Origin of the sequence: Rhizobium sp. 11_C7_N12_5 (genome assembly GCF_051811145.1) — a bacterium.
In the GTDB taxonomy this organism is placed as follows: Bacteria; Pseudomonadota; Alphaproteobacteria; order Rhizobiales; family Rhizobiaceae; genus Rhizobium; species Rhizobium lusitanum.
This window is the reverse complement of sequence record NZ_JBPWPY010000003.1, coordinates 226671-247766: the sequence shown is the minus strand read 5'-3', so window position 1 is coordinate 247766 and position 21096 is coordinate 226671. Positions and strand designations below refer to the sequence as shown.

The following is a 21096-nucleotide window of genomic DNA, read 5'->3' as shown; positions in this document are numbered from 1 at the left end:
GCCTTGTTGACCGATCCGCCGAGCGAGTGGTTCAGAGACTTTCTCAGGCACGCGCATCGACCGGTCCGGCATTTGGGGCAGATTGGCGTGTCAAGACTTCCCTTTCGACGGGGCACGATGCACGGGCGACCGTTCGCCCTGAACACGGCCGCGTCAGATCGGCCTATACTAAGGTGCCATAGCGTTACACCATCGGGCGATTCCGCCGACACCATCCAAATCGTATCTTTCACGGCGAAGCGAACAGTTCTGAAGCAGTGATCCGTCGGAGGCCCAAACAAGGCCACCAATCGCCGAACCGCTTTCAGCTTCAGAGCATGTTTGAACCCAATCCGGTCTTCCCTGCTGCCGATGCAAGGCCTGATGCGGAACGACCGGCATGCCAGAAGGAATGCGATCATGATCATCAACGAACGCGCACCCAGCATACTCCTGCTCATCACGCCGCTTTGCGCATCGGCTATCTTCCTACTCGATATTCTCGGGCCGATGTCGCCGTTCTCGAGCGCCCTTTACGTGCCACTCATCCTGCTTTCCATCCTGGTGTTTTCTGCCGCCGGCGTCGCCTACACCGGGCTTGTCTGTTTCGCCTTGACAATTGCCGGCTTCGTTCTCTCCCGAAATGATGGCTTCGACCGGGTCAGCTTTCTTGACCTCCTCATGATTCTCGCCGTGGTAGTCATTACTACGGCTGTCTCCTGGGCTATCGCGCGTCGCAATCGTTGATCCTCTCATTTCCAGATCGGTGCCGAACCGCACACACTGTCCTGAGGTATTGCTGAGCAACACTTAGGTATAGTGCGGCTCGCACGCGCATGGTGGAACGTTGCGGTACGAGCAGCAAATTCTGCGCATCTCAAAAATGCGCCCATTGCCCAATTTATCCCGATATCAAAAGAGACCGCCATGACCGCGACAAAATCCAAACCTTTGCCGGCAGAAAGCACTGCACCGGATTTTACCCTCGCCGCCAACCATCGAAGCTGTCGGAGCCGAGACCCTTGGTCTTGCCTGTACCCCAGCCATAGCCGGTGTGGGCGCCGATATATGCGCCACTCCAGTCGAAGGGTGTGGCTGCATCGACAGCCACAGGAGCGGTAGGAATCTGGTCCACGGCATCGGCCGCGAAGGCCGAGGTCGATGCTGCGATCGCAGCAACGGAAGTTACCAGAAAGAAAAGTCGCTTCATGGGTATTGGTCTCCGTATCATTTCTCGAAGTGTCATTGAGAAGCGACTGCTGAAAGGTCACTGGCCAGAATGTCACTTGGCGAAGAACCACTGATCGTCGGCCAGTAGGCTTGAAGATTTCGATTGTCTCTAAAGGCTTTGCGAGAATTGAAGCAGCCTGACAAAAAAGCCCGCCGCAAAATGAGATGCCGCAAGCTTTTCGATGACGAAGGGCGCCGAAGAAATAAGTGAATTCCGGGACAGACCAGCGCTTTGCGGCCTATTGGTCAATTGCCGGATTTGGATTTGCGGTGGCCCGGACTAGATTGTAGTCTCTCGATTGATGCCAGAACGCCAACATCTGGGGAATCGTTCTGTCGAATATCTTCTTGGCTTCCGCGATATCCTGCAGGCAGATGTATTGGCGGGCCGTATGCAAATTTATGTAAAGCGCGGTAAAGCGATCTGTGAGTTCGCCGATATCTGTTCCTTGATTGTCCGCGAGTAGTTTGAAAATTTCGCTGTGCTGAAGTGTCGACCAGTTGCGAAGGATTTCGCCGTCCTCCTCGAATGTCACCCGCACCGCTGTAATCGCACCAGACGCATCATGCTCAAGCTGAATTTGCACGCGCTGGCGGCTTGCAGGAACGTTTCGTGCCCGCACCATTTGTTCAATCTCGCAGTCAGTTCCTAAGGAAGCCACCTCTCTAAGAGCTTGCCGGATTAACCGGTATCCCCGCACATCGATCGTTGCGCAACTTCCATCTTGATCTTGCAACTTCTGGATCAACTGATTGCAATCCGTCTCACTCATGGCAATCTCCGTCAGAGCTGGCTGGAGGAGAGAATAGCTCGGGTGCGTCGGACAAAGGTGCAAAAAACTGTAAATTTTTCACATCCCATGGGCGATCGGCGGCCAATGCACTCCCGCATAACATGCAATCACTCAGGCGATAGATCGCTTGCCCCTGCTTTTGAAAAGTTCGAAACCTCCAATTCCGACACCTCGGCGGTCGGCGCTGCGCCCCTTCAACGGCCTAGCTGCGGCCTCCATACATCCAGGAACCTATACTTACGTATAGTGCCGCCCCGATATCATATCTGACAAGGATACAAAAAATCAGGATGCGACGCCCAAGTGCCCCCTTTCCCAGACGACAATGGCGATCGCTCGGTAGCGTCCTTTGGCCCTTTCCGTTTATCGCTAACGAACAGACAGCTTACGAAATCAGGGGCCCCAGTCACGATGGGTGGCCGCGCGCTCGAGATCCTGATCGCGCTGGTGGAGCGCGCTGGCGAGGTTGTTTCGAAACAGGATCTGATCGCGAGCGCATGGCCCAAGGTCTTCGTCGAGGAGGCTAACCTTCGGGTGCAGGTGACTGCTCTTCGGCGCATTCTGGGCGACGGCAACGACGGTCAGGCCTTTATCCAAAACGTTGCAAGGCAAGGCTATGTCTTTTCCGGCCGAATTCAGTTCTCCGGATCAGAGACTGGGGGAGATGCGCAGGAGCAGCCAGGACTTTCGACATTTCATAACCTCCCCAGCCCGCTGCAATCCGTAATCGGCCGTGAAACAGTCGTCGCTCAGTTGGTCATGCATTTGGCCGGAAGGCGCCTCGTGACGATTGCGGGGACTGGTGGTGTTGGGAAGACGACAGCTGCGATTGAAGTTGGACGGGCCCTGCTTCACGAGCACGACGCCGTCATCGTCGTAGACCTCGCCCGCGTCACCGACGCCTCACATGTCGCCAGCACTATCAAAGCCGCAATATCCTCAACTCTAATGATCCAGCAGCAGCCATTATCGGAGCCGCTGCCAATCCCCTCCTCTCTAATCATCCTCGACAATTGCGAGCATCTCCTGAAAGCAACAGCGGAGGCTGCGGAAGAGCTTCTGCGCAATTCACCGGAAGCAAAAATCCTGGCGACCAGTCGCGAACCACTGCGCGCTGCCGGCGAACTGGTCTTTCGCCTTTCCGGTCTAAAGGTGCCGCCTGTCGACGATGGCAGCTCATTGGTGGACCCGCTTAGTTTTGCGGCGGTTCGTCTTTTCGTAGAGCGCGCTGCATCGGTCCTTGGAAACTATGTTCCCCAGCCGCCGGACATTCCGATCATTATTGAGCTGTGCAGGCGATTTGAAGGAATGCCACTGGCGATCGAACTTGCTGCCGGCCGTGTCGACGCCTATGGGATCAAAGGCCTTGGTCAGCGCCTCGATGACGCGTTTCAGTTGCTCACGACCGGTCGGCGCACAGCTCTTCCTCGCCATCAGACCCTGCAGGCGACGCTGAATTGGAGCTTTGATCAGCTTTCGGACAGCGAGAAGACGACCCTTGCGAGAATTTCGGTTTTCCCGGGCCTTTTCTCTCTTGATGCCGGCGCTGAGCTCGCATCGATCGCGGAACCGATTTGGAGCACGACCGACGACATCGCGAGCCTGGTCATGAAGTCGCTGGTGAACGCGGACTTCACGCAAGAAATGCCGCATTACCGTCTCCTGGAAACGACGCGAGTTTATGCCCGGGCCAAACTTCGAAAGCGTGGCGAGTTCGACCGTCTCAGCAAACGCCATGCAATATTGGTTCAGGCGAGGCTAGAGAAAATCGGTCGAGACAAGGGCCATACAGCAAGCCCTGATCGTATAAGTGCCTTCGCCACATTGGTCGATGATCTTCGTGTTTGCCTGGCTTGGTGCTTTGGCCCGAATGGCGACACAGAACTGGGTGTCGAGCTTGCGATCGCCTCCTCGACCGTCTGGTTTGAGCTATCGCTTGTCAGCGAGGCCCGCATTTATTTCGAGCAGGCGATCGCCGCACTCGAGCCAACCAGCCAGACCGACCCCGCCCGGGTGATATCGCTGTTAAGTTCATTGGGTACGGCCCTGATCTACACGATCGGCCCCGGACCCGAAGTGGACCGACTTTGGGCCAAGGCCGCGCGGATTGCTGAAGCGTCCAGTGACCCCTCACTCATGCTCGATGCATTTTACGGCACATGGCTTTCTGAGATAGCTGGGGGTGAGTATCGCAGATCGCTTGCAACGGCCGAAACGTTCCGGGTCTTGGCCCACGCCAAGGCCGAAAATATCCCGGGAGCAGCAGTTCGGATCGGGGATCGATTGCTGGGTGTTTCGCGACTCTACGTCGGGCAAGTTTCCGATGCTTGTGAAAGCCTGGAAGCCTATATTGATAGCCAGTCCCCGCCGCTGAGCCCAATCGTAAGGATGCAATACGATCAAAGCGCAAGCGCACGGGCCTACCACGCCATGACGATGTGGCTACTTGGCCGACAAGACGCAGCCTTAGCATCAGCTGCCAGCTGCGTCGAGGATGCCCGGTTGCGCGGGCATACGACCTCCCTTTCTCTTGTCCTGGTCGAAGCCGGGTGTCCTGTGCCGTACTACAGCGGCGCCCTTGAGATTATGGAAGAGCGAGTGGACCTGCTTCAATCGATTGCCGGAAGACAGACCTTTGGACCCTGGCGAGCATGGGGCGGTTGTTTCCGTGGCGCTCTCTCATTCGGGCGAGGCAGGTTGGAGGCGGCAATCGAGCAGCTTTCGATTGGGCTCGAGGAACTGACCCGCACCAGATGGCCGGTCCGACGGACATTTTTTTTGAGCATTCTTGCTCAGGCGCTCAATAGTCATGGTCGCTTTGATGAAGGGGGTCGATGCATTGAGGATGCCCTTGCGATGTGCGCTGCAAGCGGCGAGGCTTGGCACCTGCCCGAACTTTTGCGGGTGAAGGCCGAGCTATTGCACCGGGTGTCCCCTGAAGCGGCGTTCACATTACTGCAGCAAGCAAAATTGATCGCGCAGCAAAACATGATGGTCGCGTGGCAAACGCGCTGTGAGGAGACGACATCGCTGATGTCGCTCACCCCTGAAGGCCGCCCTGCCGGACAAGTCCCATAGAGGAGATGCCGTGACCGAACAATCCTCTGCAACCGCTTCGCTGAACGCCGCGAGTACAACAGTCCGGCGCGGCACATTTTCGGTCGACATCATTCTGGCCCTGGTTGCAATGGCCGGCCCGCTCTATGTCGATATCATGCCGGCCATCATCGCGACCCTTCGTTCGGAATACTGCCTGCGCCCGGATCAGGCAGGCTTCGTGGCCGGTGCGAATGGCTATGGCTCGATGCTTGGCGCGTTGCTGGCCTTGTTTCTCGTATCACGCGTCCCATGGCGCGCGTTTCTGATCGGGCTTCTCGCGACGTTGATCGTTGCCGATCTGGCGACGATGGCAGTCTACGACTATTATTGGATGCTCAGCATTCGCTTCATCCACGGACTTGCCGGCGGCCTGCTTGCGAGCGTTGCCTACGCGCTGATGTCTCGGACCGCTGACACCCGGCGTAGCTTTGGCGTGCTGTTCGTCTTCCACTTTGGCTTTGGTGGTATTGGTATAGCCATGTCGTCGTTCTTCGCCGGCAAGATGCACAGTGGTATCGTCTTCGGTATTCTGGCGGCCTTCGGAATGATCGCCGCCGTAATAGTGCCCCTGCTCCCCCAATTTCGACAGCCGGGTCCTTCATCACGATCTCGCTCTGCCGCCTTGACGGAGTGGTTGACACTACCGCTCATATTGAAGGTTTGCGGGATTTTTCTTTTTCAAGCAGCCAACCTCGGGCTCGGCGCTTTTATGATCGGGATTGCTGCGGATCTTGGGCAATCTCGCGCCTTCGCAGGCCTTGTGGTGGGCTTGGGCTTGACTGCCGGAATTCCGGGATCGCTGCTAATGATCCTCTTGAGTCGAAAGTTGGGATGGCGGCCCGTGGCCCCCGCATTGCTCATCGCCGGCGTGGCTAAGACACTCGTGCTCGTTGGAACGACTCCTGCCGCCTTCGCGCTTTCGGTATCTTCCATCTACTTTACCATGGCGGTAGCGCTACCCTATGTGCTTGCAGCCTGCGCGACGGACGACAAAGGCGGGCGTGGTACCGTCCTGGGCGGCTTAGCTTCAAAACTGGGGCTCGCTTGTGGTCCCGTTGCAGCTGGATTTCTCTATGCTCAAGGGTCGAGCCACTTGGTCGTTACGGCCGGACTTGCTTCTGCGATGGCGGCTGCTGTGTTCGCATTCTCGTTTAGATTGGCGGATACACGCGGGAATAACTGAGTGATCAACCAAAACTAGCTGCTGCCGTAGCTAGCTATAGAAACCCGACATTAATTCGTTGTAGATGCTTACCCAGCCTACCGGCGAACCAAGTCCTCTTAGGGCACTTCGCTGCTCGTGGCATTCCCCTCCCTGAGGCGATGGAGCAATCACGACATCGCTCCGTGCAGCAGGCATCGGCATATTACAATAGTGCCACGCGCCGAAGCGGCAGGGCTGCTCGCCTGCTATAGGCGCGTTTCCAAAATTCCTAAAGTCGACAAGAAGGCCAAGTCTTCGCGCTGGTCGCCACAGCACCCGCATGCGTGATCGCTGTGCGTAAACTCATTGAGGCTTGAGCAAGGCGCAGTTTCGCCGGCGTCATATTGACCGAGAGAAATTCTTGTATTCGACACGTTGACAAGTTCGCCAAATCCGGAGTGTCGGAGAGATTTTTGTCCGGAGCGCTATTGCACCTCATGCACATAGCGGTGGCTTCTCGTTGTGGCCCGATGACGCGCGACGAGGACCGGGGCGGCGGACTGATCGTAGGACACCTCATCGATCGTCAGCACGGCGTCCGGCAAAGTGAGTTTCAGCAGGCGGGCATCGTCTTCCGTCGCAAGCGTCGCCGCGATCTGTTCGCGAACCGCTGAAATGCGGATGCCATAGCGATCGAGAAGAAACAGATAGAGCAGCGCTGGAATGTCCTCTTTCTTCTCGGGGAACCCCGGAAGCAAGTGCGCCGGAAGCGTGATGATCTCATGCATGACCGGCACCCCGCCAACGCTGCGCAGGCGATGAAAGCTGATCACCTCCGTCGGACTTTCCAGTTGCAGGCTCGTGCTCTCGTCCTGGCTCGCCTGGCGCTTCTCAAGGGACAGGATTTCCGAGGTGGAATTCTGCAGCGAGCCGTCGAGGCCATGAAGACGGAAATACTGAAAGAAGAAGCGCAAGCTGTGTTGCGGCGTACGCCCCGTCACCACCGTCCCCGTCTTGCGCCGGCGGCTCAACAATCCCTCATTGGTCAAATCCGCCAAGGCCCGTCGGACGGTGCCGACCGCCACTCCGAACATCTGCGATAGCGCGATCTCGCTCGGCAAAACGGTTCCAGCGGGCCATTTGCCCATCATGATCGCTTCCGTGATCTGTCGTTTGACCACCTCGTAGAGCGGCAGGGAAAACTCCGCCGCTCGCGATGTATCCGCTAAAAAATTGGGCATTTCGCGCAATTAATTGCCTCTTATTTGGAGTTGACTCGCGGAAGGCGAGGAAGCATCATTACTATATAGTTTATATGAATAAGACAGCAGAGCAAACCTCCATTTCGCACATCTTTTCGGAACTCAACGTGAGCAATCAAGCCTTATCACCCCAGGCGATATCATTTGCAAATGCCTTGGAAGCAGTCGAACGCGATGTCGAAAAAGCGGTCGAGGATCTGGCGCGCATGATCGCCATCGACACCTCCTTCCCCCCGGGCACAGGTTATCCTGCCTTCGCGGAGCTGATGGAAGAGCTGTTGAAGCCGTTGGGCTTTGATACCAGACGCGTCACGGTACCGGATGCGCTGTGGCGTGTCGCCAATGGCCCGGCTTGTGGAGAGCGCGTCAATCTCATCGCCGAGCGTCCGGCAAACAAGCCGGTCTGCGGCCTTTATTACCATGTGGATACCGTTCCTGTGTCTCCCGGCTGGCAGCGTCATCCGCTGCGCCTGACGCGCGAGGGAGACCAGCTTTTCGGGTTGGGCGCCGCCGACATGAAGGGGACGATTGCCGCAACATTGCTTGCGCTGCGCGCTGCGGAGGAGCACGGCGTCGAGCTTGGCTACGATCCAATGCTGCTGCTGTGCACAGACGAGGAAGGCGGGCTTTATCCCGGTATCCGCTATCTTGCCGAACAGGGCATGCTCAAGGGGCACATCGTCAATTTCAACGGTTCGGCCGCGCCGCGCATCTGGGCCGGCTGCTTCGGCGTCTTTCATCTGCAGATCACCATCAGGGGGCACGCCGTTCATGCGGGCGAAGGCAATCGTACCGGCTCGGGCGTCAACGCCATCGAGGGCGCCCTTCCCCTCCTCAATGCGCTTCATGCGCTGAAGCCGAAGATCGCTGCTTTCGAGTCCAAACTGCCGCCACCGCCCCATGCGAGCGGTCCACTGCGGCCGCAGCTGTCCATATCCGCCGTCAATGGCGGCACCTCAGGCGGGCAGGTTGCAGCCGAGATCAAGATCCTCGTCAGCCGTCGCTATGCTCCGGAAGAGAGCTATGAAGCCGCGCGTACCACACTCGAGGATCTGGTACGCGCATGCGTGGCGCAAACGCCCGGCCTCAGCTTCGAGATCGACCTCGTCGGCCACCTGATCCCGACGGCAGATCCTGATGGCCCCCATTGGCCGCGCTGGCAGAAGGCATTGAGCCTCGGCTTCGGCTACCAGCCTGATGATTTCAGCAAGTGGGGCGCCGCCAGCTGCTCGGATTTCGGCTACGTCCAGCAGGCAGGCGTGATGCGGGAGATATTGCTTGGCGGGCTCGGGCGCCCCGAAAGCTGCATTCACAGCCCGGAAGAACACACGACAACGACGGATATCATCGCCCTGGCGAAAAGCATTCTCGCCTATCTCGCGCGCGATTTTTCCGCCGATCTCATTCCAGATTATTCCGTGTCAAAATAAGGGGAACACCAGATGCTGAAGTTGAACCGACGTCATTTTCTCGCCGGAACGGCGGCGCTCCTGACCGCGCCGTCTCTCAGCCTTGCCCAGACCGCCGCGCCCGCCAAGGGCGGGACATTGCGGATCTCCGTCGACCAGGCGGCAAGCGTGATCCATCCGCTTCTGACCCGCGTCAATCCCGAATATATGGTCACCGAGCTGCTCTACAGCAATCTGACGCGGCTGAAGGTTGACATGACCATCGAGCCGGACCTTGCCGAATCCTGGAGCGCAAACGATGCGCTGACCGAATGGACGTTCAAGCTTCGCGCAGGTGTGAAATTCCATGACGGCTCGCCCTTCACCGCGACGGATGTCGTCGAGACCTTCAAGGCGATCCTCAACCCGAGCAATGCGTCTCCGGCCCGCAACAATGTCGGCCCGATCGCCGATGTCATGGCCGCCGACCCTCTGACCGCCGTCTTCAAGCTCTCCGGTCCCTATGCCGACTTCCCGGTCGCCATGGCGTATACGGTGGCCCGCATCATTCCCGCCTCGATCGCGACCGGCGATTTCAAGAAGCTTTCGACGACAGCGAACGGCACCGGCCCCTTCAAGCTCGTGTCCTATGAGCCCGACCGCCTGATCGTCGTCGAGCGCAATCCGGACTATTACGACCCGAAGCGTCCCTATCTCGACCGCGTGGAAATCCAGATCTTCCCGGATATCTCGGCGCAAACCTCCGCACTTCTGGCCGGCGACATCGACGTCGTCTCCACCGTCCAGCCCACCGAATATCTGCGCATGAAGGACGCCCAGGGTGTCAACGTATTGCGCGTTCCCTCCGGCCAGTTCTGCAACATCAACTTCGGCTGCGACACCAAGCCCTTCAACGATCCTCGCGTCCGGCGCGCCCTGGCGCTGACCGTCGACCGGCAGGCCATGGTCGACTTCGTGACCGAAGGCTTCGGAACACCGGGCAACGACACGCCGCTGAACTCCTCCTACCATTTCTACACGGACCTGCCGCTGCGCCAGGCCAATATCGAGGAAGCAAAGAAGCTGCTGAGCGAGGCAGGCTATCCCGACGGGTTCGAGGCCACTCTGATCGCTTCCGACAAGCCGAGCCAGCGGACGCAGCTTGCCGTGGCGCTTCGCGAAATGGCCAAGGAAGCCGGCATCAGGATCAACGTCCAAACGATGCCGCATGCCACCTATCTCGATCAGGTTTGGAAGAAGGGCAGCTTCTATGTCGGCTTCTACAATATGCAGCCGACGGCCGACGCCATCTTCAAGCTTCTCTACACGTCCGACGCGGCCTGGAACGAGACGCGCTGGAACAACGCGGCCTTCGACAAGGTCGTCAACGAAGCACGCGGGATCACCGACGAGGCCAAGCGCAAGGCACTGTATGCGGAGGCGCAAAAGCTGATGAACGAGGAAGTCCCCTCGATCATCCCCGCCTTCTTCGACGTGCTCGCGGCTAAACGCGACTGGGTCTCGGGCTATGAGGTCCATCCCCGCGCATCCGTCTTCCGCCTCGATTACACCGCCTTGACCGACAAGGCGCCGAAGCGGAGCTGACCTCTCGGTCAAGTCGACATAGGCGTTGCGCGTCGTCTTTGGACGCGCAACGCAGCCCAAAGGCCGGCCGCGCCATCCGCAGCCGGCCGCAGGAACGCCGGGGAACAAGTCTTTGTCACCGCACTATCTCATCAAGCGACTGCTGATGATCGTCTACACGCTCTTCGTCGTGTCGCTCGTCGTCTTCGCCATTACCCAGGTCCTGCCGGCCGACGCCGCGGTGATGATGCTGGGGGAAAACGCCACCGCGCAGGCCCTGGACGCTCTGCGCCAGCAAATGGGGCTGAACGACCCTGTGTGGATGCAATATCTGCACTGGCTTACCGGCATTCTGCACGGCGATTTCGGCCAGTCGCTGCGCACGGGCCAACCCGTCGGCCCGGTGCTGTTCGAAGCGTTGGGACGGTCGCTACTGCTCGCCTGCCTGTCGATCGGCCTGATGCTGGTCCTCGCCATTCCGCTCGGCGTTATCGCTGCGATGCGGCGCGGCCGCCTGACCGATATGCTGGTGAGCCTCGTATCCTATGCGGGCGTTTCGCTACCTGAATTCGTGACGGCGACGGTGGCGGTGCTGGTCGTCTCCGATTGGCTCAAATGGCTTCCCGCGACCGGCTACGTGCCGCTCACCGAGAATTTCCACGACGGCCTCGCACATCTGGCGCTGCCGGTCTGCGTCATCTCCATCATCCTCATCGCCCATGTCTCGCGCATGGTCCGCTCGGAACTCGTCGATGTGCTGCATACCGACTATATCCGCGCGGCACGGCTGAAGGGCCTCTCCGGTTCACGCGTTCTGTTCGGCCATGCCCTTCGCAACGCGTTGCTGCCAACCATCACTGTCGTTGCGCTGGATGTCGGTTATCTGCTCGGCGGTATCATCGTCGTCGAAGAAATCTTCGCCATTCCCGGAATCGGGCGTCAGCTCATCGTCGCCATCCAGACGCGCGACCTACCCTCCATCCAGGCCGGCGTCCTCCTCATGGCGGCCACCTATTCCATCGTCAATTTCGCGGCCGACCTTCTCTATGCCTGGCTCGACAAGAGGATCCAATATGGTTGATCTTCTCAAGCGGCTGTTGCGTACGCCGCAGGGCGCCACCGGCCTGATCCTCATCACTCTGGTGTTCATTGTCGTCGCATTCGGCCCGTGGCTCGCCCCCCGCGATCCCGAAGCCATGTCGATCCTTGCTCGCTACAAGGGGCCGAGCATGACCTTCCTGCTCGGAACGGATCAATATGGCCGCGACATCCTAAGCCGGCTGCTGATCGGTGCCCGTGCGACCGTCATCACGGCGGTCGTCGCGACGCTCGCCGGAACCCTTGCCGGCGCCCTCATCGGTACGGTGTCGGCCTATCTCGGAGGTCGCGCCGATGAGATGATCATGCGAACGATCGATGCCATCATGTCGATCCCGAACCTTCTGTTCGCGCTTCTGATCGTCAATCTGCTCGGCTCCGGCAGCGTCAATGCGCTGGTGGCGGTCGCCGTCGCCTTCGCGCCCGGCATGGCGCGCATTACCCGCAGCGTCGCTCTTTCCATCCGCAAGCAGGACTATGTCAGTGCCGCCATAGCCCGCGGCGAAAGCTCGTCCTACATCATCCTGCGCGAAATGCTGCCCAACGTCATCGCCCCGATCGTCGTCGAGACCACCATCCGCATCTCCTTCGCGGTGATGCTCTTCGCGACGCTCAGCTTCCTCGGGCTCGGTGCACAACCCCCTGCAACGGAATGGGGACTGATGATCTCCGAAGCGCGCCAATACATGCATATCAGCGCCGGCATCCTCATCTGGCCGAGCCTGGCGATCGCGATCGTCGCTGTCGGCTTCAATCTGCTCGGCGATGGCCTGCGCGATGCCCTCAACCCGCGCACGGGAGGATGAGATGAGCGAACCCGCCCAAAACAGTGTTCTACAGATCCGCAATTATTCGCTCGACTATCTGACAGTGAACGGCGTCTTCCACGCATTGAGAAATATCGACTTGGAGATCGCGGCCGGGGAAATCCTCGGTCTCGTCGGCGAATCCGGTTCTGGCAAGACCTCGCTTGCCTGGTCGATCATGCGTTACCTGCCCGACAATGCCCGCGAGGTCGGCGGCGCCATCCGGCTGCGGGGCGAAGATCTCGCGGCGAAATCGCCGGCCGAAGTCGGCCGCATGCGCGGCAAGCAGATCAGCATGGTGTTCCAGGACCCCGGCACTTCGCTCAACCCTACCCTTTCGCTTGGCACGCAGCTGACGGAGGCGCTGAGACGCCATCGCGGCCTGACGAAAAGGCAGGCATGGGGCGAAGGGGAAGCCATGCTTGCCCGCGTGGGCTTAAAGAACCCGACCCAGATGATGCAGCGCATGCCGCATGAGGCATCGGGCGGCGAGAAGCAGCGCGTCGTCATCGCGACCGCCTTTGCCTGCAATCCGCAATGCATCATCTTCGATGAACCGACCACGGCGCTGGACGTGATCACCTCACGGCAGATCCTCGATCTGTTTCTCGATCTTCAGGCCGAGACCGGCGTCGCCTCGCTCTATATCTCGCACGATCTGGCGCTGCTCTCCCGGACGGCCAAGCGCGTGGCGGTGATGCGGCGCGGCGAGATCGTCGAGCAAGGCACGATCGACGATATCTTCCGAGCGCCGCGCCAGGATTATACGAGGGAGCTACTTTCCGCCGTGCCGCAACCCGCCAAACGGCTGGTCGAGACGCGCCCCTCCTATCAGGCCAAGCCGCTGATGGAGGTCGAGAACGTCAGCGTGCATTACGGCCGCAAGCCGTTTCTCTCGGCGCTGACGGGCCGCGCCTTCAAGCGCTTCACCGGCAATCGCGCCATCAGCCTCACTGTGCAGCCGGGCGAAATCCTCGGCATCGTCGGGGAGTCCGGCTCGGGCAAGTCGACGCTGGCCAAGGCGATGACCGGGCTCAACCCGTTCGAGGGAAGGATGACCTTCGCCGGACGGACGATCGCCGGACTTGCCGATATGGATAGGTCCTATCGCAAGGATGTCCAGCTTATCTTCCAGCATCCCGACGCCTCGCTCAATCCGCGGCAGAAGATTCATGAAATCCTGGCGCGGCCGCTGAAACTCTACGGCGCGGGTGACGGCGGATCCCTGTCGCACCGGATCGGCGACCTGCTGGAACAGGTTCGCCTGCCGCGCACCCATGCAGACCGCTATCCGCACCAGCTGTCGGGCGGGGAGAAGCAGCGCGTCGCCATTGCCCGCGCCTTCGCCTCGAAACCGAAGCTCGTCATCTGCGACGAGATCACCTCGGCGCTGGATGTCTCCGTGCAGGCCTCGATCGTGCAGCTGCTGCTGGAACTGCACCGCAAGCACGGCACGGCCTTTCTCTTCATCACCCACGACCTCAATCTCGTTCGCCAGATCGCCCATCGTATCGCCGTGATGTACCGCGGCGACCTTGTCGAGGTCGCACCATCAGACGAAATCGCCAGCCCTGACCGCGCCGACTATACCCGCCAGCTGATCGCGGCGGTTCCGGCGCTCGCGGGCACATCCTTCTAGAATTGCAGAGCAAGGAGCATACAATGGACCCGAAATCGCTCGTCGGCACGATCGACGAGAAGAGCTGCCTCGACTTCCTGTCGAACATGGTACGCCAGAAGAGCCACTCCCAGACCGATGGCGAGCGCGAACTCGCCCGCATCATGGCCCGCGAGATGGCAGCGATCGGTCTCCAGTCCGAGCTGCAGCCTTTCGAGGACGGCCAGCGCTTCAATGCCATCGGACGGTTGAAGGGATCGGGCGGCGGCAAGAGCCTGCTGTTCAACGGCCATCTCGACACCAATCCGGTAACAGAAGGCTGGACCGTCGATCCCTGGGGCGGCCTCGTCGATGACAAGTTCATCTATGGCATCGGCGTCTCCAACATGAAGGCGGGCGACGCGGCCTATTTCTGCGCCGTCAAAACGCTGCTGGATGCCGGTGTGAAACTCAAGGGCGATATCATCCTGACCTATGTCGTGGGTGAGCTGCAGGGCGGCGTCGGCACGCTCGCCGCGATCCGCGGCGGCATCAAGGCCGACTATTTCATCAATAGCGAGCCGAGCGACCTTGCAGCCGTGACGATGCATGCGGCAGCGCTGAGTTTTGTCATCGAGCTTACCGGCGACACCCGACATCTTTCCAAGCGCGAGCAATCCGTCGATGCCATCGCTGCCGCCTGCGACATCATTCCGCGCATCAACGCGATGACCTTCAGCGGCGCGAAAAGTGAGGTGCATCGCTCCATCAATCGCGGCCATGTCGGCGTCGTCCATGGCGCTCTCGGTCGCGATCTCCAGGAATGGCGGCCGCCACAAGTCTCCGATTTCGTCCGCATCCGGGGCTCGGCCCGCTACGCGCCCGGCCAGACGCAGGAAGGCGTTCTTGCCGATCTCGCCGGCGAACTCGTCGAACTTGAGAAGCGTTTTCCGGGGCTCAAGGCCAAGCTGGTTCCCGAGATGATCGAGGGGCGGCCGCTGATGCCTCCTTTCGAGGTGTCGCCGACCTCCCGCATCGTCACATCGATCAATGCGGCCTATGAGGCCGTGCGCGGCGAAAAGCAGCCGACCGGTGCGATCACCCCGACCCGCTTTTACGGGACGGATGCCGGTCACCTCTATCACGAGCTCGGTATGGAAGGCATCGTCTGCGGTCCCGGCGGGCGCTACAACACCATGCCGGACGAGCGGGTCGATATCGTCGACTATCTCGACATGATCCGCGTCTACATGCTCACCATTCTTGACATCTGCGAGATGATCTGAGGCCGCATGTTTCCTCGTGACGAATATGACTGGCGGATCGCCAAGGCACATGCCGCAATGGATGCCGCAGCCATCGATCTCCTTCTGATCGACAGCGGCGAGCTGCTGGCTTGGCTGACGGGCTATACCGTTTCCGAAACCATGTACCGCGCCGCCCTGCTTCCACGCCAAGGACAGCCGTGGTTCGTACTTCGCGAACTCGACGAGGCGCCTTGCCGAAAAAAGACCTGGATCGCGGATGTGATCGGCTTTGCAGATATCGATGATCCACATCAGGCCGTCGCGGACAGCATTCGCGCCCATGGCTTCGCTGACGCCCGCATCGGCGCCGATGTCAACGCCTACAGCTTCAGCGCCCATACGGCGGCCCGCCTCAAGGCATGCCTGCCGCGGGCGGAATTCATCGCCCTTCCCGGCATCAGCGACAGCTTGCGCTGGATCAAATCGCCGCGTGAAATCATGGTTCTGAAGGATGCATCTGCCATCGCCGACAAGGCCATGCGGGCAATTGCGCAGAACGTCCGCGTCGGCTCTTCGACGCGCGCTGCCGCAGCGACTGCTGCGGCGACTTTCCTGCTCGAGGGCGCTGATAGCGGCGAGACCGGCCCGATCGTCAAAGCCAGTGGCAACCATGAATTTCTGCACGGCGCCTTCAAAGGCGACCTGCTCGGTGTCGGTGATATTCTGCATGTTGAGCTTATTCCACGGGTCGACGGCTATGGGGCCCGCCTGATGCGGCCCATCGCCATCGGCGACACGACCGTCAAGCTTCGGGATATCGCCGCGCGCATCATCGCCGTGCAGGACGAACAGATCGAGGCCATGAAACCCGGCGCCTTGGCTCGCGACGTCGATGCCATCACGCGCCAGGGTCTGATCGCGTCCGGCTTGAGGCCGCGCTATGACAATGTGACGGCCTACACACTCGGCCTTTACACTCGCACGCCGCGCACCAGCGATTTCTCCCGGGCTTTCTTGCCCGACGCTGATTGGCCGCTTGAAGAAGGCATGGTTTTCCACGTCTATGCAACAGCTGCCCGGCTGGGTTTCAGCGAGACGGTCGTGGTGACGCCAGAGGGCGGCAGACGGCTGACTGCAACCGCCCGTCAACTTCTCACCGCCCATCAATCCGGATTTCAACGGGGATGAAGTGCATTCGCTCGAATTTGTTCCGAGGAGTAAATTACACAGGCCGACAGCGCTCGCTTTGAAAGAATTTGAATTGTAGACACGTAAATAGCTCGATGGGTGCCTTGAGCAAGAATCGCTAGATATCGCCTACGGCCGAAAACTCGATCACGTTCGTGGCCTGCCACCTCATCGACTATTCCCAAACGCTCAAGATCTGCTGGCGAACCTTCATCGAAGCGCGAGCACATTATCCTGCTGGAGCAAGAAAGGATTAAACGAGCCACCAACAAGCTTCGCTGATTTCAACGTATGAAACAGGCCGCCTAGGTCCACAAACAGGCGGCCCCGAAATTCCAATCCCTCCATGGCCAAGCCGTCTTAAATCGTTCGCTGTCGGATAATCCTTCAGGAAATTCCAGACCCTTTTGAACGAAAGGCGCGCCCTTTGCCTCATAGCTCCGTCTTGTAAAATCCAACTATGGTACGGCAGAAATCGCTGTGCTACCGTCCGATAAATTCGAAATTCTTAGCTTTTTTCAATGGAGTTTAGACGGATGCCTATGCTGACTGTCCGAGATGACACGCGTCTTTACTACAAGGATTGGGGCACCGGGCCGGTGGTGGTCTTCAGCCACGGATGGCCTCTTAGCAGCGATATGTGGGAAAATCAGATGATGTTCCTGGCATCCCAGGGCTATCGCGTTGTGGCGCACGATCGGCGGGGCTTTGGCCGGTCGGATCAACCCTGGCATGGCTACGACCACGATACTTTCGCAGACGACTTGGACGAGCTTATTCGAGTGCTCAATCTAAGGGATGTCACGCTTGTCGGCTACGCTATGGGTGGTGGCGAAATCGCCCGTTATATCGGCCGGCACGGAACCGAAAGAGTTTCCCGCGTTGTCCTCATCGGCGCAACCACTCCGAAGCTTGCGCAAAGCGCGGACTATCCGTGTGGCGTTCCGGAGCCTGTCTTCGAAGGGGTCCGTGCTGGTTTGAGAGCCGACAGGGCGGAATTCATGCGCGGTTTCGCAAGATTGTTTTTTGGAGCGGACCGGGACGGCTCGTCGGTTTCCGAAGGAAGCATGATTCAGTTGCACCAGATCGCTATGCAAGGGTCGCTGAAGGCGGCACACGACGCGATTACCGCCTGCGCAGCGACGGATTATCGCGGCGACATCGAGAAGTTCGACGTTCCCGTGTTGATCATTCACGGAGAAGACGACGCATTCGTCCCATTCAAGGCAACCGCCGAACAAGCAATTCGGCTGATGCCCGATGCGGTGCTCAAGGTTTACGGAGGCGCTCCGCATGGGCTTTTGTTTACGCATAAGGACAGGCTGAACGAAGACTTGCTTGGCTTTCTGCAGCAATGAGCGACGGTGCGTCCTTGGGTTACACCGGCGATCAAAATCTGTTCCGCTCCTTGCCGATGGGAATTTTCCGTCTTTCCGTCAAAGGGGCATGGGAGCTCATTGCCGAACTTACTCCTTCGGAAAGCCATGGTGAGGCGATCGAGCTGAGCCAGAACGTCAGTTGTACGCTCGGCAACGCCTGCCTGATTACAGATGCAAACCCAAGTGCTTGTGCGCTGCTGCGCATCGAAAATCCAGCTACCATCGCAATGGCTCCCGTTGCATCTGTCTTCCCGGAAGACACGCTCAGGCTGTTTGCAGATGGTCTATATCGACTCTTTCAGGGGCAAAAGGCGATTGCTTATGACGGCAGCTTAACCATCGCCGGCGGAGGTGAGCACCAGGTTGCCTTTAACCTTTGGCAGGGCGAAAGCGATGTCTCGCCGGACGACGTCTATCTCAGCTTTTGGAGTATCAGCGAGAGAATATCCCTCGAGCAAACCAAGGATGGTCTCCAAAGCGACCTCGCCCGTTCTGCCCGTATCTCCTTGCTAGGAGAGATGACAGCCTCGATCGCTCATGAAGTCAATCAACCGCTTGGCACCATTGTTGCGAGTGCTGAGGCCGGATTGCGATGGCTCTCCAGAGATGAACCCGACATTGCTGAAGTTCAGCAGCTGCTTGAGCGCATTGCGAAAAATGGCAAGCGAGCAGCCGGCGTCATAACGACAATGCGGGCGTTGGCGAGCAACAAAAAGTCAGAGCGCCTGCCGGCAGACATCAATTCTGTTGTCGAGGAAGCGATCCTTCTGTTGCGAACCGATCTTGCCAAACGTCAGATCACGCTACGCCTTGATCTTTCGTCGAACCTGCCGTCGGTAAAAGCCGACAAAACGCAGATATTGCAGGTTATCGTAAATCTCGCATTGAATGCTGCGCAAGCCATGTCGGACGGGCATGCGTGGAATAGGACCTTATGCATTCGCACCCGGCGCGGTATCGCAGATGTCGCCGTGGAGGTCGAGGATAGTGGACCTGGCATTGACGCCCATGTTCGCGAACGGCTTTTTGAAAGCTTCTTTTCAACGAAGGAAACCGGCATCGGCATGGGCCTTGCCATTTGCCGTTCGATTATAGAAGCACATGGTAGCCAAATCGAGCTCCAGTCGACCCCTCATTTGGGCGCGCGATTCAGCTTTGCCTTGCCGACAGAACAGGTGCAGACCGATGGATAAGGTGATGAACCGCTCCCAGGACGGTACTCGCGGCAAATCGACCTACATCTCAATTCGGTTTTGATATGAATATGAATTCGACACCCATTGTGCATGTCATTGATGATGACCTGGATCTACGTCTTTCGCTTGATAGCTTACTTCGGTCCGTCGGCTTGAAAACCGTGCTTCACGAGACAGTTCCGGATTTCGCTGTTTTCACGACCTCGGATGGCCCGCGTTGTGCACTGGTCGACGTGCGCCTTCCGGGCTTCAGCGGGCTCGATTTCCAGGACCAGCTCATAATGAGCGAAAAGTCCATCCCGCTGATCTTCATGACTGGCTTCGGCGATATTCCAATGACGGTTCGGGCGATGAAGGCTGGAGCAGTCGATTTCCTTCCCAAGCCGTTTCGAGACCAGGATTTGTTAGACGCTGTCTCTCGGGCCTTGGAAATCGATCGCCAAAAAAGGTCCAGGGAATTGGAAGTTTCCTCTCTGAGGGCCCGCTATGAGGAGCTCAGCGTGCGCGAAAAGGAAGTGATGACACTCGTTGCATCGGGGTTTATGAACAAGCAGATAGCCGGCCGGCTATCCCTCAGCGAAGTTACGGTAAAAATCCACCGCGGGTCCGCGATGCGCAAGATGAATGCCCGTACTCTGGCCGACCTCATCAAGATGTCGGAAGCACTCAAATTAAACGAGAAATGAGCCGGCATCACCGGGGCAAGACCCCAATTTGCTTTAGGCTCGTGGCCAACTCATCAAAGCCAAATGGTTTGGCAACAATGACGGATGCACCGAAATTGTGAGCCTTCCTCTCCAATTCCGGCGCATCACGCCCGGTCATCAGAATGATCGGCAATTGGTGATCCGTGTGAGTACGTCGGAGAATACTCGTCAGCTCAAGGCCATTCATCTCGGGCATGTTGATGTCGCTTATGACGCAGGCAAAGTCCAAAAGGTTCGCTCGGTTGATCAATCGTTCGGCGGAACTGAAGCTCTCAACTTTGCACCCAAACGAGCGAACCAGGCTGCTCAAAGCGGCCAAGAACTCTGCGTCATCATCGACAATTCCAATAAGTGCGGTTGGCGGCATCTCAGTTTGTTTCATGTGCGTCGATCTAGGATGCCTCTCGGCTAAGCATCACGGGACATTCGTATCCTTAATTCATCTAGTCATAAGTTCCAGACTGCCCGGCAGCGAGGCAATCACAAGGCAAGAAAGCAAAGGTTCCATAGCTCGTCCATTCATTTCGCCCTTGATTCGCATCAAATTAGCCTCAGTCGACATAATTCGCTCTTCAGGCGGCAGCTGATCGGCTGCCGGGGGTCGCCATATATCGACGCCAGGCACTGGGGGTCGTCCCCGTAACGCGACGGAAAATTCGCGAGAGATGAGCTTGATCAGCCAATCCGCAATCGAGTGCGATTTCGCACAGAGGAGCGTCACTGTTCAGCATTCGATACTTGGCAAATTCCACCCTCCGTTCGACGACGTAATTATGGGGTGAAATACCGAAGGTGACCTTAAATGCCGCCGAGAAATAACTCGTGCTAAGCTTGGCAACCTCGGCAAGTTCATCGAGCGCAATGGAATAGGATATGCGATCTTCGATGTAACTCTTCACGCGATTGATCTGCCAGGGCGCAAGGCCTCCCGAACTGCTCCTCTGGCGCTCTATCGGCTCGGCATGAACGGAGAAAGGCTTCAGCAAATTGGAAGCCTGCTTCATGAGATCGATGGCGATTGTCTCGTCATTTTCGACACAGCGGATCGCGCAAAGTAGAAGCGAGGATACCTCTTCTGCAGTTTCCGTCGTGACATTCTTGAAAGCGATGGGGGACGTATCGCGGGCGGGAACAGCAGCGGTTGCAGGCATCGTCTATCTCCAAGTGACCCTGAATTCTTTCATGGGGTCCATTTTGAGACCGATGCTATCTTCGCGGAATCGTACACTGATCCGGTTCCGGTACACGTGCGTGCTAGCAGACCATACCAAAGTATTATTGCTGGGGAATTGGAACACGCGGAAGAGGCCGCAAGGGTGCCCAGAAAAAGCAGACTCCCCGGCCAAAAGGCAGGATGTTGTAGGCCTACAACATCCTGCCTCGCTTGAAGAGCCCGCG

At 58.5% G+C, this 21096-nt stretch carries 18 protein-coding genes and 1 pseudogene; 14 read left to right on the top strand and 5 right to left on the bottom strand.

The window, feature by feature from the left end; genetic code table 11:
- Window positions 1–399: 399 nt before the first annotated feature.
- Window positions 400–726, top strand: a complete 327-nt coding sequence (locus tag AB8B29_RS30515; RefSeq protein ID WP_145676120.1) for a hypothetical protein — start codon at window positions 400–402, stop codon at window positions 724–726.
- Window positions 727–958: 232 nt separating this feature from the next.
- On the opposite strand, the gene AB8B29_RS30510 is transcribed toward AB8B29_RS30515, so the two are convergent.
- Together AB8B29_RS30510 and AB8B29_RS30505 are read right to left on the bottom strand one after the other, a co-directional pair.
- Window positions 959–1189 (bottom strand): hypothetical protein, encoded by a 231-nt coding sequence (locus AB8B29_RS30510; RefSeq protein WP_037198763.1) that lies wholly within the window; start codon window positions 1187–1189, stop codon window positions 959–961.
- A gap of 259 nt (window positions 1190–1448) precedes the next feature.
- Window positions 1449–1982 carry a hypothetical protein gene (locus AB8B29_RS30505; protein ID WP_037198694.1) on the bottom strand — a complete coding sequence of 178 codons (534 nt, stop codon included), beginning with the start codon at window positions 1980–1982 and terminating at the stop codon, window positions 1449–1451.
- A gap of 432 nt (window positions 1983–2414) precedes the next feature.
- Between AB8B29_RS30505 and AB8B29_RS30500 the strand changes: the two genes are divergently transcribed.
- The 3 genes and pseudogenes from AB8B29_RS30500 to AB8B29_RS30490 all read left to right on the top strand — a co-directional run.
- On the top strand, window positions 2415–5081 hold the full coding sequence (locus tag AB8B29_RS30500; RefSeq protein ID WP_113084721.1) for an ATP-binding protein: 2667 nt from the start codon (window positions 2415–2417) through the stop codon (window positions 5079–5081).
- A 10-nt stretch (window positions 5082–5091) separates the two neighbouring features.
- The gene (locus AB8B29_RS30495) at window positions 5092–6285 is read left to right on the top strand and encodes an MFS transporter (protein ID WP_037198695.1); all 1194 of its coding nucleotides are present in this window, start codon (window positions 5092–5094) and stop codon (window positions 6283–6285) included.
- A 110-nt stretch (window positions 6286–6395) separates the two neighbouring features.
- Window positions 6396–6518: pseudogene (locus tag AB8B29_RS30490) on the top strand (integrase); the annotation flags it as partial.
- 213 nt (window positions 6519–6731) lie between these two features.
- Here AB8B29_RS30490 and AB8B29_RS30485 read toward each other — a convergent pair.
- On the bottom strand, window positions 6732–7487 hold the full coding sequence (locus tag AB8B29_RS30485) for a GntR family transcriptional regulator (RefSeq protein WP_037198765.1): 756 nt from the start codon (window positions 7485–7487) through the stop codon (window positions 6732–6734).
- Window positions 7488–7615: 128 nt separating this feature from the next.
- On the opposite strand from AB8B29_RS30485, the gene AB8B29_RS30480 reads away from it, so the two are divergent.
- From AB8B29_RS30480 to AB8B29_RS30435, 10 genes are all read left to right on the top strand, one after another.
- The gene (locus AB8B29_RS30480) at window positions 7616–8938 is read left to right on the top strand and encodes a M20/M25/M40 family metallo-hydrolase (protein WP_037198767.1); all 1323 of its coding nucleotides are present in this window, start codon (window positions 7616–7618) and stop codon (window positions 8936–8938) included.
- Window positions 8939–8950: 12 nt separating this feature from the next.
- Window positions 8951–10501, top strand: coding sequence for an ABC transporter substrate-binding protein (locus tag AB8B29_RS30475; protein WP_037198696.1), 1551 nt, complete (start codon window positions 8951–8953; stop codon window positions 10499–10501).
- Between the two features lie 112 nt (window positions 10502–10613).
- On the top strand, window positions 10614–11561 hold the full coding sequence (locus AB8B29_RS30470; RefSeq protein ID WP_037198768.1) for an ABC transporter permease: 948 nt from the start codon (window positions 10614–10616) through the stop codon (window positions 11559–11561).
- Window positions 11554–12384 (top strand): ABC transporter permease, encoded by an 831-nt coding sequence (locus AB8B29_RS30465; RefSeq protein ID WP_037198698.1) that lies wholly within the window; start codon window positions 11554–11556, stop codon window positions 12382–12384. The genes AB8B29_RS30470 and AB8B29_RS30465 overlap by 8 nt, the downstream gene beginning before the upstream one ends.
- A 1-nt stretch (window position 12385) precedes the next feature.
- Complete coding sequence (locus tag AB8B29_RS30460) at window positions 12386–14023, top strand: dipeptide ABC transporter ATP-binding protein (protein ID WP_037198699.1); 1638 nt, start codon at window positions 12386–12388, stop codon at window positions 14021–14023.
- Between the two features lie 23 nt (window positions 14024–14046).
- Window positions 14047–15267, top strand: coding sequence for a M20 family metallopeptidase (locus AB8B29_RS30455; protein ID WP_037198701.1), 1221 nt, complete (start codon window positions 14047–14049; stop codon window positions 15265–15267).
- A 6-nt stretch (window positions 15268–15273) separates the two neighbouring features.
- Complete coding sequence (locus tag AB8B29_RS30450) at window positions 15274–16416, top strand: M24 family metallopeptidase (RefSeq protein WP_037198702.1); 1143 nt, start codon at window positions 15274–15276, stop codon at window positions 16414–16416.
- A gap of 536 nt (window positions 16417–16952) precedes the next feature.
- The gene (locus tag AB8B29_RS30445; RefSeq protein ID WP_037198704.1) at window positions 16953–17774 is read left to right on the top strand and encodes an alpha/beta fold hydrolase; all 822 of its coding nucleotides are present in this window, start codon (window positions 16953–16955) and stop codon (window positions 17772–17774) included.
- 14 nt (window positions 17775–17788) lie between these two features.
- Complete coding sequence (locus AB8B29_RS30440; protein ID WP_162734458.1) at window positions 17789–18988, top strand: sensor histidine kinase; 1200 nt, start codon at window positions 17789–17791, stop codon at window positions 18986–18988.
- Window positions 18989–19059: 71 nt separating this feature from the next.
- On the top strand, window positions 19060–19677 hold the full coding sequence (locus AB8B29_RS30435) for a response regulator transcription factor (RefSeq protein ID WP_051963925.1): 618 nt from the start codon (window positions 19060–19062) through the stop codon (window positions 19675–19677).
- 7 nt (window positions 19678–19684) lie between these two features.
- Here the strand turns inward: AB8B29_RS30435 and AB8B29_RS30430 are convergent, their stop codons facing one another.
- The gene (locus tag AB8B29_RS30430) at window positions 19685–20080 is read right to left on the bottom strand and encodes a response regulator (RefSeq protein WP_051963909.1); all 396 of its coding nucleotides are present in this window, start codon (window positions 20078–20080) and stop codon (window positions 19685–19687) included.
- A gap of 190 nt (window positions 20081–20270) precedes the next feature.
- Window positions 20271–20849 carry a helix-turn-helix domain-containing protein gene (locus AB8B29_RS30425; RefSeq protein WP_037198707.1) on the bottom strand — a complete coding sequence of 193 codons (579 nt, stop codon included), beginning with the start codon at window positions 20847–20849 and terminating at the stop codon, window positions 20271–20273.
- Window positions 20850–21096: the final 247 nt, after the last annotated feature.